This window comes from Pseudomonas sp. CH235 (genome assembly GCF_004368175.1).
Classification (GTDB): domain Bacteria; phylum Pseudomonadota; class Gammaproteobacteria; order Pseudomonadales; family Pseudomonadaceae; genus Aquipseudomonas; species Aquipseudomonas paraglycinae.
Map to the genome: position 1 here is coordinate 23,979 of NZ_RRZJ01000032.1, position 12,727 is coordinate 36,705.

General features: G+C 63.2%; 14 protein-coding genes and 1 pseudogene. 1 reads left to right on the forward strand and 14 read right to left on the reverse strand.

Features of this window, described 5'->3' with window-relative positions; translation table 11 throughout:
• Positions 1–63 precede the first annotated feature (63 nt).
• On the forward strand, positions 64–1,335 hold the full coding sequence (locus tag EIY71_RS24270; RefSeq protein WP_102687989.1) for an OmpP1/FadL family transporter: 1,272 nt from the start codon (positions 64–66) through the stop codon (positions 1,333–1,335).
• Between the two features lie 80 nt (positions 1,336–1,415).
• On the opposite strand, the gene EIY71_RS24275 is transcribed toward EIY71_RS24270, so the two are convergent.
• The 14 genes and pseudogenes from EIY71_RS24275 to cobO all read right to left on the reverse strand — a co-directional run bounded on the left by EIY71_RS24275 (position 1,416) and on the right by cobO (position 12,659).
• A complete protein-coding gene (locus tag EIY71_RS24275) occupies positions 1,416–1,976 on the reverse strand; it encodes a glutathione peroxidase (protein WP_039769833.1) in 561 nt (186 codons plus the stop codon).
• Positions 1,977–2,031: 55 nt separating this feature from the next.
• Positions 2,032–2,154: a hypothetical protein gene (locus tag EIY71_RS28780; RefSeq protein ID WP_007950415.1), complete on the reverse strand. Its 123-nt coding sequence runs from the start codon at positions 2,152–2,154 to the stop codon at positions 2,032–2,034.
• The gene (locus tag EIY71_RS24280) at positions 2,151–3,359 is read right to left on the reverse strand and encodes an MFS transporter (protein ID WP_039769832.1); all 1,209 of its coding nucleotides are present in this window, start codon (positions 3,357–3,359) and stop codon (positions 2,151–2,153) included. The genes EIY71_RS28780 and EIY71_RS24280 overlap by 4 nt, the downstream gene beginning before the upstream one ends.
• Before the next feature lie 54 nt (positions 3,360–3,413).
• Positions 3,414–3,818, reverse strand: coding sequence for a MarR family winged helix-turn-helix transcriptional regulator (locus EIY71_RS24285; protein WP_007950413.1), 405 nt, complete (start codon positions 3,816–3,818; stop codon positions 3,414–3,416).
• A gap of 56 nt (positions 3,819–3,874) precedes the next feature.
• Positions 3,875–4,606, reverse strand: coding sequence for an adenosylcobinamide-GDP ribazoletransferase (locus tag EIY71_RS24290; protein ID WP_085747059.1), 732 nt, complete (start codon positions 4,604–4,606; stop codon positions 3,875–3,877).
• A 1-nt stretch (position 4,607) separates the two neighbouring features.
• Positions 4,608–5,183, reverse strand: coding sequence for an alpha-ribazole phosphatase family protein (gene cobC / locus EIY71_RS24295; RefSeq protein ID WP_085747060.1), 576 nt, complete (start codon positions 5,181–5,183; stop codon positions 4,608–4,610).
• Positions 5,180–6,235: a nicotinate-nucleotide--dimethylbenzimidazole phosphoribosyltransferase gene (gene cobT, locus EIY71_RS24300; protein WP_129973573.1), complete on the reverse strand. Its 1,056-nt coding sequence runs from the start codon at positions 6,233–6,235 to the stop codon at positions 5,180–5,182. The genes cobC and cobT overlap by 4 nt, the downstream gene beginning before the upstream one ends.
• Positions 6,232–6,753 (reverse strand): bifunctional adenosylcobinamide kinase/adenosylcobinamide-phosphate guanylyltransferase, encoded by a 522-nt coding sequence (cobU, locus tag EIY71_RS24305; RefSeq protein ID WP_129973572.1) that lies wholly within the window; start codon positions 6,751–6,753, stop codon positions 6,232–6,234. The genes cobT and cobU overlap by 4 nt, the downstream gene beginning before the upstream one ends.
• Positions 6,749–8,207, reverse strand: a pseudogene (locus EIY71_RS24310) (cobyric acid synthase); the annotation flags it as partial. The gene cobU and the pseudogene EIY71_RS24310, both read right to left, overlap by 5 nt.
• Complete coding sequence (cobD, locus tag EIY71_RS24315; RefSeq protein ID WP_134023446.1) at positions 8,204–9,211, reverse strand: threonine-phosphate decarboxylase CobD; 1,008 nt, start codon at positions 9,209–9,211, stop codon at positions 8,204–8,206. The pseudogene EIY71_RS24310 and the gene cobD, both read right to left, overlap by 4 nt.
• On the reverse strand, positions 9,204–10,112 hold the full coding sequence (gene cbiB / locus EIY71_RS24320) for an adenosylcobinamide-phosphate synthase CbiB (protein ID WP_134023448.1): 909 nt from the start codon (positions 10,110–10,112) through the stop codon (positions 9,204–9,206). Before cbiB ends, cobD begins: the two co-directional genes overlap by 8 nt.
• Positions 10,109–10,759, reverse strand: coding sequence for a 5,6-dimethylbenzimidazole synthase (bluB, locus tag EIY71_RS24325; protein WP_085747066.1), 651 nt, complete (start codon positions 10,757–10,759; stop codon positions 10,109–10,111). Before bluB ends, cbiB begins: the two co-directional genes overlap by 4 nt.
• Positions 10,756–12,051, reverse strand: a complete 1,296-nt coding sequence (locus EIY71_RS24330; RefSeq protein ID WP_134023450.1) for a cobyrinate a,c-diamide synthase — start codon at positions 12,049–12,051, stop codon at positions 10,756–10,758. The genes bluB and EIY71_RS24330 overlap by 4 nt, the downstream gene beginning before the upstream one ends.
• Positions 12,048–12,659: a cob(I)yrinic acid a,c-diamide adenosyltransferase gene (gene cobO / locus EIY71_RS24335; RefSeq protein WP_064378669.1), complete on the reverse strand. Its 612-nt coding sequence runs from the start codon at positions 12,657–12,659 to the stop codon at positions 12,048–12,050. Before cobO ends, EIY71_RS24330 begins: the two co-directional genes overlap by 4 nt.
• Positions 12,660–12,727: the final 68 nt, after the last annotated feature.

The window sequence follows — 12,727 nt, forward strand, 5'->3', positions numbered from 1 at the left end:
ACTATAGCGCTGGGACGAAAATGTTGGTAATTTTCGCCCCGGTGATCACCAGGAGTTCTAATAATGAAAAAAGTCATGCTCAAAACCACCCTTAGCCTTGCCGTAACCGTGGCATCCACCCAGATCTTCGCAGCTGGCTTTGCCATCAACGAACACAGCATCAGCGGGATGGGGACTGGGTACGCCGGGCGATCTTCTTCTGCCGACGACGCAAGCACTGTTTACGGCAACCCTGCCGGCATGTCGCGCATCACGCGCGAACAAGTCACTGGCGGTGTTGCATTCCTCGACGCAAAAACCGATATCAGCGACGCCAGCTCCAGCCCGAACGGCGGCAGCAACAAAGGCGACATGGTGCCCTTCACCTCCGTACCTATGGGCTACTACGTCAAGCCAATCGACGAGCATTGGGCATTCGGTCTGGGTGTGTACGTACCCTTCGGCCTGATCACCGACTATGAAAACGGCTTCGCCGGCCGTTACTTCGGCAGCAAGTCAGAAGTCAAGATCATCACCTTCCAGCCAACGATCAGCTACAAGTTCAACGATGTCGTGTCGATCGGTTTCGGCCCGACCATCAACCGCATCGACGGGTCGCTGGAATCCAACCTGTCGATTACCCAGGCACTGCCGGACGGCAAGGTCAAGATCAAGGGTGACGACACCGCGCTGGGCTACAACATCGGCGTGCTGGTACAAGCTACCGATACCACTCGCCTGGGTCTGACTTACCACTCGAAAGTCGACTACAAGCTCGAAGGCAACACCAAGGTCAACTACGGCGCACTGGCGGCAGTCGGTCTGGGTGCCAACCAGAAGTACGACGCTTCGCTGAAGATCACCACACCTGAATCCGTGGACCTCTCGGTCACTCAGGCAATCAACGATCGTTGGAACGTCTACGCCGGTACCACCTGGACCCGCTGGAGCCAGCTGGAAAAGATCACCGTCAAGAACTCCGGTGTACAGCCGCTGCTGGCTGGCCAGTTCGGCGAAATTACCGAAGAACAGAACTGGCATGACACCTGGGCTTACGCCATCGGTACGTCCTACCAGCTGAACAAGGAATGGGTACTGCGTACCGGTCTGACGTTCGACCAGTCGCCGACCAACAACGTCGACCGTTCGCCACGCATCCCGACCGGCGACCGGACTATCTTCAGCATCGGTGCCGGCTGGAGCCCGACCGAAGACCTGACCATCGACGTTGCCTACTCGTACCTGAAGGAAGAGAAGGTCAACATCCGCAACGAAAACGATCGCGGCCAGACCTACAACTCCCAGTATGAAAACTCGGCAAATGGCTTCGGTGTCGGCGCAACCTACCGCTTCTGATGCTGCACGGCGAGGCTAACCCCTCGCCATAAAAAAGCCCCGCTCTTTTCACAGAGGCGGGGCTTTTTGATGGGCGTCGATCAGGGTTTCAGCGGCTGGGAGGCAATGGCTTTCTCGATGGCTGCGAGAAATTCCGGATCATCCGGTTTGGTCAGGCTGGAGAAGTTGGCAATCACCTTGCCCTGGCGGTCGATGACGTATTTGTAGAAATTCCACTTCGGTGCGCTGCTCTGTTTAGCCAGCACCTGGAACAGGTGAGTCGCATCGTCACCCCGGACCTTCTGTGGCTCGGTCATGGTAAACGTCACGCCGTAGTTGGCGTAGCAGACCTTGGCGGTCTCGGCGCTGTCCTTGGACTCCTGCTTGAAGTCATTGGAGGGCACGCCGAGCATTTCCAGGCCCTGGGCCTTGTAGCGCTGATTGAGCGCTTCGAGCCCCTCGAACTGCGGAGCAAAACCACAGAAGCTGGCCGTGTTGATCACCACCAGCGGTTTGTCGGCGTAACGCTGACACAGGTCGATGGATTCCTTGGCCCGCAACTTGGGCAACGAACCTTGCAACAGATCCGGACAGTCCGCGGCCTGGGCCAGTCCGGTCAACGCCATCAGCAACGCGGGAACAGCACACCAGCGCTTGAGCATGTCGGGCATCCTTGAGCAATCGTCAGACCTCGACGTTACTCGCCCTCCCGCCGATCTAGCAAGCACCCATGCCCAACTGCATCAGCGCCAGCCCGCCCTGATGCCAGCCCCACCACACCAGCGCGAGCAATGCGGCGCCGAGTGCGGTGACGACGATCTGCGGCCAGAAACGGTTCATGCAGCGCTCGCACGCGGTTGCAGGCGCTCGACCGGACGCTCGCGCACCGGCCAGTTCAGCGCTGCCGCCAACAGGCTCAAAAGAATCGCTACTTGCCAGATCAAGTCATAACTCCCGGTCCGGTCATACACCACCCCGCCCAGCCAGCCACCGAGGAACGACCCCAACTGATGGAACAGGAACACGATACCGCCGAGCATGGACAGGTTTCGCACGCCAAACAAGGTTGCCACCGTACCGTTGGTCAACGGCACCGTCGACAGCCACAGGAAGCCCATGGCCATGCCGAACAGATAGGCCGAGGTCGTCGTCACCGGCAGCCACAGGAACAGCACGATCACCACGGCGCGCAGCAGATAAAGTCCGGTCAGCAGACGCGGTTTAGACATGCGCCCACCGAGCCAACCGGCGGTGTAAGTACCGAAGATGTTGAACAGACCGATCAACGCCAGCACGGTGGTGCCGACACTCGCCGGCAGATGCTGATCGACCAGATACGCAGGCAAGTGCACGCCGATGAACACCACCTGAAATCCGCAGACGAAGAAGCCGAACGCAAGCAGCCAGAACCCGGAGTGCGAACACGCCTCGCGCAAGGCTTCGGACAGGGTTTGTTCATGGCCGAGCACCGGCAGCGGCTTGTCCTTGAGCATGCTCACCAGCGGCACGATCAGCGCCACCAGCAAGCCCAGCACCAGCAACGCCGCCGACCAGCCGAGCCAGCCAATCAGCCCGAGGGTGCCCGGCAGCATGGCGAACTGGCCGAAAGAACCGGCAGCACTGGCAATACCCATGCCCATGCTGCGTTTTTCCGGCGGCACAGCGCGGCCGACCACGCCGAGGATGACCGAGAACGAGGTGCCGGACAGACCGATGCCGATCAGCAAACCGGCGCTCAGGGACAGACCCAACGCCGTTTCCGACAGCCCCATAAACACCAGGCCCAAGGCGTAGAGCACACCGCCGATCAGCACCACTTTTGCCGCGCCGAAGCGGTCGGCCAGTGCGCCGGTGAACGGTTGCGCCAGGCCCCAGATCAGATTCTGCAAGGCGATGGCAAAGGCGAACACTTCACGGCCCCAGCCGAACTGGGCACTCATCGGCGACAGAAACAGCCCGAAACCGTGCCGCACGCCCAACGACAACGCCAGAATCAGCGCACTCCCCAGCAACACCCAACCGCACGTACGCCACATCGAACTCATTGTTATTCTCCAGTCGCGGGTATATACCCGCTTAGATTCGGAAAAAACCGGCCCTCAGGCCAGTTCATCCAACAGCCGCAGCAAGGTTTCACGCTTCTCGGCACCCAGTCGGTCGATCAACCGCTGTTGCGCCGCTTCCCAGGCCGGCAAAGCTGCTGCCAGGCGTTGTGCACCGGTTTCGGTGAGCCGGACGATGCGGTTGCGCATGTCCTCGCCCTCGGCCAGCGCCACCAGCCCCTCGCCTTCCAGCACCCGCAGATTGCGCCCGAGGGTGCTGCGATCAAGGCCCATCGCCTCGGCCAGTTCGGAAATGCTCGGCTGATCCAGACGCTGCAGGTTGCACAGCAAAGAATACTGGGCAACGTTGATCCCGAAGCCGTCGAGAGCGCCGTCGTAATGCCTGCTGACGCCACGCGCGGCGCGTCGCAGGTTGGTGCACAAACACTGAGAAGGAAGCATGATGCGTGTATATACCCGCGACTGTGTTAAATCAAGTTACAGATCAAAGTTACTTATCAAAACAAGGCCAGCCCGACCAGCACTGACATCTCCAGCAATTCCAGCAACGCACCGGCCGTATCACCGGTGGTTCCGCCCAGTCGCCGCACCATCAAATGCCGCAGCCAGATGAACACGACGACCGCCAGCAGCAACGCCACGACAGCATTGAACCCGGCGATCACCACGCACGCTGCCGCACTCACCGCCAGCACCTGCCAACCCGTCTTGCGTGGCAGATAATCGGCCAGCGCCTGCCCCAATCCACCGGCCCGCACATAAGTCGTGGTGAGGAACAGTCCGAGCAGCGCCGCACGCCCGATCAGCGGCACGATGATCAACGCCATGCCCTGCTGTTGTTCGATCAAGGCCAGCAACGCGGCGAACTTGAGCAGCAACACCAGCACCAGCGTCACCACCGCGATCGGCCCGCTGCGCGGATCCTTCATGATCGTCAGCGTACGCTCACGATCACCGAAACCGCCGAGCCACGCGTCAGCGCTGTCCGCCAGCCCATCGAGGTGCAGCGCGCCACTGAGCAGCACCCACACCGTCAGCAACAGCGCCCCGTGCAGCAGCAATGGCGCGCCCGCCAACGCAATGTTCAGCGCCCAGAGAATCACCCCGAACAGCAAGCCCACCAGCGGATAAAACAGCAGCGAGCGGCCGAGCTGTTCAGGCGCCGGCATGCCCGGCAGACGAATCGGCAGACTGCTGAGAAATTGCAGGGCGATCCACAGAGGCAACATGTCAGAGCACTTCCCTGAGCGAACCGTCGGCCTCGACGATCAGCGAAAACAGCGCGCCGTGAGCGACTTCGACATTCAGCAGTTGTTCACGGGGCAAACCACGGGCCCGCGCCAGCAACAGACGCATGACGCCGCCGTGGCTGACCAACAACACCCGCTCGCCCGCGTGTGCCGCATGCAGTCGCATCACCGCCGCCAGCACCCGCGCAGAAAAATCGCTGACCGACTCCCCCTGCGGCGGGGTAAAACCATAGGGATCAGCCCAGAACAAACCCAGCGCCTCGGCATCGGTTTCCATCAGCGCCGCCGCGCTCTGCCCTTCCCAGGCACCGAAATGCAATTCTTGCAGATTCTTGTCCAGTGACACCGGCAGATCACGTTGCGCGCTCAACTCTTCAGCAAACCGCGCGCAACGCTGCAACGGCGAACTGACCAGCCGATCCCACGGCCCCTGCCCGCTCACCGCCTCGCGCATCTGCGTCCAGCCTTTTTCGGTCAGCGCGTCGTCGAGGCTGCCGCGCAGGCCGCCGCCGAGTTCGGTTTCACCGTGGCGCAGCAGGTCCAGACGCAAGGTCATGCCGGGCGATCCGCCACTGCGGCTTCGGCGAAGGTCGCCATCTGCCCGTGCAGGTCACAGGCCAGACGCAGCAACGGCACCGCCAGCGCCGCGCCACTGCCCTCGCCCAGACGCAGACCCAGTTCAAGCAGCGGCTCCGCGCCAAGGGTTTCCAGCACATGGCGATGGCCCGGCTCGGCACCGCGGTGACCGAACAGCAGCCACTCACGGCAAGCCGGATTCAGACGCACCGCCACCAGCGCGGCGACCGTGCAGATAAAACCGTCCACCAAAACCGCCACACCTTCCTGCGCACAGGCCAGATACGCGCCGACCAAAGCCGCAATCTCGAAGCCGCCGAGATTGAACAGAGTCTGCAGTGCATCACCGCGCCGTGCCGCATGCAGCGCCAGCGCGCGCTCGATCACCTGCGCCTTGTGGCTGACGCCTTCGGCATTCAACCCCGTGCCGGGGCCGGTCAGGTGTGCCACCGGGCAATCGAGCAAGGCACACGCCAGCGCACTGGCGGCCGTGGTGTTGCCGATGCCCATTTCACCGCCGATGAACAATTGCGCGCCCGCAGCCTTCGCGCGCAGCACGCTGTCGCGACCGCCCTGCAAGGCGAGTTCGCCCTGGGCCTGAGTCATCGCCGCGCCCTTGGCGAAATTCGCCGTGCCCGGGCCGATGTTCAGGTGACGCACGCCCGACAAGTTCAACGACGGGTTCACAGTGCCCAGATCCACTACTTCCAGCTGCGCGCCGAGTTGCCGCGCCAGCACGCTGATCGCCGCGCCGCCGCTGACAAAGTTCAGCAGCATCTGCCCGGTGACTTCCTGAGGAAACGCGGAAACCCCTTCGGCGACAACGCCATGGTCGCCGGCAAAAATCGCGATCCAGACCTGATCGAGTGTCGGTTTGACCTGGCCCTGCAATCCCGCCAGTTGCACCGCCACCGATTCAAGCTGACCGAGCGAGCCGGCGGGTTTGGTCAATTGCTGCTGACGCGCCGCCGCGTTTTCAACGGCGTCCGTATCCACCGATTTGCACGGGTTCAGCCACCAGGCTTGGGTCATAACGCAGGTCCTTTCAGAGTCAGAGGCAGGCCGGCGACCGTCAGGACGACTCGCTGACAACGCTCGGCCAGAGCTTGATGCAGCCAACCGGCTTCATCGACGTAGCGGCGAGTCAATTCGCCCAGCGGCACGACACCCATTCCGGTCTCGTTGCTGACAAAAATGATTTCACCCGGCAGCGACACCAGGCATTCGAGCAGGGCTTCGCGTTCGGCGGCGAGACGTGCGGCGTCTTCGAGCATCAGCAGATTGGTCAGCCACAGCGTCAGGCAATCCACCAGCAGGCAGCGCTCGGGGCCAGCGTTTTCGCGCAGCACACGGGCCAGTTCCAACGGTTCTTCGATCAACGCCCATTCGACGGGACGACGCGCACGATGATGGGCGACGCGTTCATTCATTTCGCCATCCAGCGGCTGGCTGGTGGCGATGTAAGTGACGGCCAGTGCGCTGTCAGTGGCGAGTTTTTCGGCCAGGCGACTTTTGCCGGAGCGGGCGCCGCCGAGGATCAACTGGAGCATGGGGAGATTCCACAGAGTTCACGTAACAGCCCGGTATCCAGGTGCTTCTCCACCAGATCCGCCAGCCGCTCGATATCGCGTTCACGCAAGCCGTGGTAATCCACCTCCTGCACATCGTTCAGACCGGCCCAACGCAACAGCGCGGCACTGGCCGCCGGCGATTCGAACAGGCCATGCAGGTAGGTGCCGAAAATCTGCCCGTCGAGACTTTGCGCGCCATCGCAGCGACCGTCGTCCAGATGCACGGCAGCCTTTTCCAGCGCCGCTCCCGTGGTCACGCCGGCATGAATTTCATAACCGCTGACCTCTGCATCTTCCAGCGCCAGACGCCCGCGCACATTGCGCAACTGCTTCTCGGCTTCGAGCTGCGTTTCAAACGCCAGCAGCCCCAGACCGGCGCTGGAGCCCGGCGCGCCTTCCAGGCCCAGCGGATCGTGCACCTGCTCGCCGAGCATTTGCAGACCGCCGCAGATCCCCAGCAATTTGCCGCCGTAACGCAGGTGACGGCGGATAGCCGATTCCCAGCCATTGGCGCGCAGGTACGCCAGGTCACTGCGCACGCTTTTCGAGCCTGGGAGAATGATCAGATCGGCCGGCGGAATCGCCTGCCCCGGCCCGATGAATTGCAGATCCACCTGTGGATGCAGACGCAGCGGATCGAAATCGGTGTGGTTGCTGATGCGCGGCAGCACCGGCACCACCACTTTCAGGACTTGCTCGACCTTGTCGGTCTGGCGCTGGTCGATGCCGTCCTCGGCTTCCAGATGCAGGTCCATCACGTACGGCAGCACGCCCACCACCGGTTTGCCGGTGCGCTGTTCCAGCCAGTCGAGGCCCGGTTGCAGCAAGGCGATGTCGCCGCGAAAACGGTTGATGATGAAGCCTTTGACCCGCGCCTGTTCGCTCGGCGACAGCAGTTCCAGCGTGCCCACCAGATGGGCAAACACCCCGCCACGATTGATATCGGCGATCAGCAGCACCGGACAATCCACCGCTTCGGCGAAGCCCATGTTGGCGATGTCGCCGGCACGCAGATTGATCTCGGCTGGCGAGCCCGCACCTTCGACCATCACCAGCGGATAGGCGGCGCTCAAGCGCTCGTGGGAAGCGAGCACGGCCTGCATGGCGATGGCTTTGTAGTCGTGATAGGCGACGGCGTTCATGCTGGTGACCGCGCGGCCGTGGATGATGACCTGGGCGCCGGTGTCGCTGTTGGGCTTGAGCAGCACCGGATTCATGTCGGTGTGCGGTTCGAGAAACGCCGCCTGGGCCTGCACCGCTTGCGCGCGACCGATCTCGCCGCCGTCGGCAGTCACCGCGCTGTTGAGCGCCATGTTCTGCGGCTTGAACGGCACCACGGCAACGCCCTGGCGGGTGGCCCAGCGGCAGAGCGCCGTCACCAGCGTGCTTTTGCCGGCGTCGGAGGTAGTGCCCTGCACCATTAATGTGGTCATGCTGGTTTTTCCTTGGAGCAATGCTTGGCGAATGCTTGCAGGGCTTGCTCAAGGCGCGCCTCGTCGGCGGCATCGGCGGGCAGCCCGAAACGCAGGCTGCTGTTGTGCGCGAACAGGCGCAGAAGAATGCCGCGGCGGGCCATGAATTCGTGCAGCGCGGCGGCCTGTTCGGTGATCAGCCACTGAAACAGCGCGCAGCCGCCCTGCGGTTTGAAGCCGTGCCGCTCAAGCAGCGCAGCCAGCCGTTCGCTGGCCTCGTCGCTGCGGATGCGCTGGCGGGTATGGCCTTCGGTGTCGCGCAGACAGGCCTGGCCGAGTACCCGGGTCGGCCCGCTGACTGCCCAGGGCCCGACCTGTTCGGCCAGCAACCTGAGCAACTTGCGCTCGGCCAGCACGAACCCCAGCCGCACACCGGCCAGACCGAAAAACTTGCCGAACGAACGCAGCACGATCAACCCCACTTGATGCGCATGCGGGGCAAGGCTCAACTGCGGCGTGTTGTCCATGAACGCTTCATCGACCACCAGCCAGCCGCCGCGCTGGGCCAGCCGCGCGTGCCAGTCGAGCAGACGCGCCGGGGTCAGGTTCAGGCCTGTTGGATTGTTCGGATTGACCACCACCAGCACGTCGAGGCTGTCGAGAAAGAAATCGACTTCCTGCTCCAGCACCTCACGCACGATATAGCCGCTGCGCCGCCAGGCTTCGGCATGCTCGGCGTAACACGGTGAGAGCACACCGACCTTACCGGCGCGGCGCAATCGCGGCAGCAGTTGAATGGCCATCTGCGAACCGGCCACCGGCAGCACTTGGCTGGCACCGTAATAATCGCAGGCGGCCTGCTCCAGACCGTCATCGTTTTCCGGCAGGCGCGCCCACGCCCGCAGCGGAATCTCCGGGACCGGAAACGGCCACGGCGCAAGACCCGTGGACAGGTCGAGCCAGTCTTCTTCCGCGATGCCATATTCGAGCGCCGCCCTGCGCAACCGGCCACCGTGCTCAAGCATAGAATTCAGCCCCCACGCAGAGAATCAGCAGCCATAACCATACCCCGCGCTGGACCAATTGCCAGCCGCGATCAATGGAATCGGCATCCGCCGGCACGCCCTCGCCCAGTTGCGGACGCTCGTGCAGCTCGCCGTGGTAAATCGCCGGACCGCCCAGCTCGACGCCCAAGGCACCCGCCCCGGCGGCCATCACCGGGCCGGCGTTCGGGCTGTCCCATTTCGGCGCCTGAGTGCGCCAGCATTTCAACGCGAGTCGGGTTTTGCCCAGCAGCGCGTAAGTCAACGCCACCAGCCGCGCAGGAATGTAGTTGAGGACGTCGTCGATTTTTGCCGCTGCCCAGCCGAAACGCTCGAAGCGCTCGTTGCGATAGCCCCACATTGCATCGAGCGTATTGCTCAGGCGATAGAGCACCACGCCCGGCGCACCGGCCACAGCAAACCAGAACAGCGCGGCGAACACCGCATCGCTGCCGTTCTCCAGCACCGATTCAGTGGCGGCGCGGGCGACGGCGGTGCTGTCCAGCTCATCGGTCTGACGGCTGACCAGATAGCCCACACGCTTGCGCGCCTCTTCCAGATCATCGGCGCGCAAGGCCTTGGCGACCGGCTCGACGTGCTCACCCAGGCTGCGCATGCCGAGGGCGCAATACAGCGCAAGAATCTCGACGATCCAGCCCACGTAAGGCGCCCAGGAAAACACCGTGACCAACAGGGTCAGCGGCAACACCGCGATCACCCACGCGGTGACGCCATGGCTGCGCCAGCCACGACCAGCGCTATTGAAACGTTGCTCGATGCGCCCGGCGAAATTGCCGAACGCCACCAGCGGATGCCAGCGTTTCGGTTCACCCAGCAGCGCATCCAGCGCAACCGCGGCGACACTCAACAACGCCACACTCATTGACTCACTCCCCAAAAATTTTCATACAGCAGCTCATTGAGCGGACGCGCCTGCGCCCACCCTTCGAGTACCAGCATCGGCGCCGGATAGAATTCCTTGACCGGCCCCAGGCAAAGCACCGCCAGCGGCTTGGCCCCGGCCGGCAGTTTCAGCAGATCGGCCAGCGCCTGTGGCTCGAACAGCGACACCCAGCCCATGCCCAGGCCTTCGGCACGCGCGGCGAGCCAGAGATTCTGGATTGCGCAGGACAACGACGCCATGTCCATTTCCGGCAGCGTGCGACGACCGAAAATATGCCGCTCGCGATCGTCCATCAACGCCGCGACCAACACTTCGGCGCAGTCGTTGATGCCTTCGACCTTGAGCTTCATGAATTCGTCACTGCGCTCGCCGAGGGCTTCGGCGGTGCGCACGCGCTCCTCTTCAACAAGGTTCTGGATCTGGCCCCGTAGCGCGCGGTCGCTGATACGGATGAAGCGCCACGGCTGCATCAGGCCGACACTCGGCGCCTGATGCGCGGCTTCAAGCAAACGGCGCAACAATTCAGGCTCGACCGTGCCGCCGCTGAAGTGGCGCATGTCGCGGCGTTCGGCGATGGCGCGGTAGACCGCTTCGCGCTCGGCGTCAGTGAAGGCGTTGTCGGTCATGGCACCAACAGTGCGGCAATCGCCGACGGATTCGACGGGAAATAGAAGTGAACGTACGAGGCGGTCATCCGCCCTTCCCGGTACACCGCTTCCGCGCCGCGCCCGCCGTTGGGGCTGTGGCCACGGGCAATCGGCGTCAGTTCGGTGGTGGTCAGGGAATGGTGATAGGTGTGGCCGCGCAGCAGACCTTCCGGCAGGTCGACCTCTTGCAGCGCCAGTGCGGCGAGGCGCTTTTGCATCACGGCGTCGCCACTCAACAAGCCGACCAAATCAGCGCGGGTGCCTTCGACATCGGTCAGCGAGTCGAGCAGGTACAGCATGCCTCCACATTCGGCGAGCAGCGGTTTGCCGGCCGCATGATGCGCGCGGATCGCTTTGAGCATGTCGGCGTTCTGCGACAAGGCAACGTGGTGCAATTCCGGATAACCGCCTGGCAGGTACAGACTGTCGGCGTCGGGCAATTGCGTATCGCGGATCGGCGAGAAGAAACTTAACTCGGCGCCCATCGCCCGCAACAGATCGAGACTGGCGCCGTAGGTGAAGGCAAAGGCTTCGTCGCGGGCGACGGCAATTCGTACGCCTTCTAGTAGTTTTTCTGTCTCAACGATTGCTGGCGCGGCGAACTCCACGGCGGGTGGCAGCGCTACCTCGCAAGTGCCGGCCAATGCTTCGGCGGCGGCGTCGAGGCGCAGGTCGAGGTCATTGAGTTCGCTGGCCTGCACCAGCCCCAGATGACGGCTCGGCAGTTCGATCCCGGTTTCCCGGGACAATGCGCCGTACCAGCGCAGGCCTTCGGTGAGGCTGCCTTCCAGCAACTGCGCATGGCGCACCGTGCCGACACGATTGGCCAGCACGCCGGCGAACGGCAGATCCGGCTGATAGCGCGCCAGGCCTAGCGCCAGTGCGCCGAAGGTCTGGGCCATGGCCGTGCCGTCAATCACGCCAAGTACCGGAACGCCGAAATGCCGCGCCAGATCGGCGCTCGACGGCGTGCCGTCGAACAGGCCCATCACGCCTTCGATCAGAATCAGATCGGCTTCAGCGGCGGCTTCCCACAACAGGCGACGACTTTCCTGCTCGCCGACCATCCACATGTCCAGTTGATAGACCGGCGCACCGCTGGCGCGCTCAAGGATCATCGGGTCGAGAAAGTCCGGGCCGCATTTGAATACGCGAACCTTGCGTCCCTGATTGCGATGCAGACGGGCCAGCGCGGCGGTGACGGTGGTCTTGCCCTGGCCGGAGGCCGGTGCGGCGATCAGTACCGCCGGGCAGTGACGTGGTTGATTCAAAGTTCGACGCCTTTCTGCGCTTTGATGCCGGCCTGGAAGGCGTGCTTGATCATGCCCATTTCGGTGACGGTGTCGCCCATCTCGAGCATTTCCGGCTTGGCAGCGCGGCCGGTGACGATCACGTGCTGCATCGGCGGACGCGCTTGCAGATCGCTGAGCACCTGATCCAGATCGAGGTAACCGTGCTTGAGGGCGATGTTCAGTTCATCGAGCACCACCAGACCGATCGACGGATCACGCAGCAGTTCGCGGGAGACTTCCCAGGCCGCTTCGGCGGCGGCGATGTCGCGCTGGCGGTCCTGGGTTTCCCAGGTGAAGCCCTCGCCCATCACATGAAAACGCACTTGCTCGGGGAAGCGGCGGAAGAACAGTTCTTCGCCGGTGCTGTTGCGCCCCTTGATGAACTGCACCACGCCGCACTGCATGCCGTGGCCCATGGCGCGCGCGAGCATGCCGAATGCCGAGCTGCTTTTGCCTTTGCCGTTGCCGGTCAGCACCAGCACCAGACCGCATTCGTCTGGCGAATTGGCGATGCGCTCGTCGATCACGGCTTTTTTGCGCTGCATGCGCGCCAGGTGGCGCTCGTCGCGTTCGGGGGAATCAGTCATGGGGGAGCTCTCCGTTGAGGCTGGATAACGGCGGGCAGGCACAAGAATAGACGGCAACAAGCCTGGCA

Bases quoted from the DNA above. Each gene is read 5' to 3' on its own strand.
- EIY71_RS28780 (WP_007950415.1), bottom strand. From the start codon at position 2,154: ATGAACCGTTTCTGGCCGCAGATCGTCGTCACCGCACTCGGCGCCGCA.
- EIY71_RS24270 (WP_102687989.1), top strand. From the start codon at position 64: ATGAAAAAAGTCATGCTCAAAACCACCCTTAGCCTTGCCGTAACCGTG.
- cobD (WP_134023446.1), bottom strand. From the start codon at position 9,211: ATGCTTGAGCACGGTGGCCGGTTGCGCAGGGCGGCGCTCGAATATGGC.
- cobU (WP_129973572.1), bottom strand. From the start codon at position 6,753: ATGCTCCAGTTGATCCTCGGCGGCGCCCGCTCCGGCAAAAGTCGCCTG.
- cobC (WP_085747060.1), bottom strand. From the start codon at position 5,183: ATGACCTTGCGTCTGGACCTGCTGCGCCACGGTGAAACCGAACTCGGC.
- bluB (WP_085747066.1), bottom strand. From the start codon at position 10,759: ATGACCGACAACGCCTTCACTGACGCCGAGCGCGAAGCGGTCTACCGC.
- cobT (WP_129973573.1), bottom strand. From the start codon at position 6,235: ATGACCCAAGCCTGGTGGCTGAACCCGTGCAAATCGGTGGATACGGAC.
- cobO (WP_064378669.1), bottom strand. From the start codon at position 12,659: ATGACTGATTCCCCCGAACGCGACGAGCGCCACCTGGCGCGCATGCAG.
- EIY71_RS24290 (WP_085747059.1), bottom strand. From the start codon at position 4,606: ATGTTGCCTCTGTGGATCGCCCTGCAATTTCTCAGCAGTCTGCCGATT.
- cbiB (WP_134023448.1), bottom strand. From the start codon at position 10,112: ATGAGTGTGGCGTTGTTGAGTGTCGCCGCGGTTGCGCTGGATGCGCTG.
- EIY71_RS24275 (WP_039769833.1), bottom strand. From the start codon at position 1,976: ATGCTCAAGCGCTGGTGTGCTGTTCCCGCGTTGCTGATGGCGTTGACC.
- EIY71_RS24285 (WP_007950413.1), bottom strand. From the start codon at position 3,818: ATGCTTCCTTCTCAGTGTTTGTGCACCAACCTGCGACGCGCCGCGCGT.
- EIY71_RS24280 (WP_039769832.1), bottom strand. From the start codon at position 3,359: ATGAGTTCGATGTGGCGTACGTGCGGTTGGGTGTTGCTGGGGAGTGCG.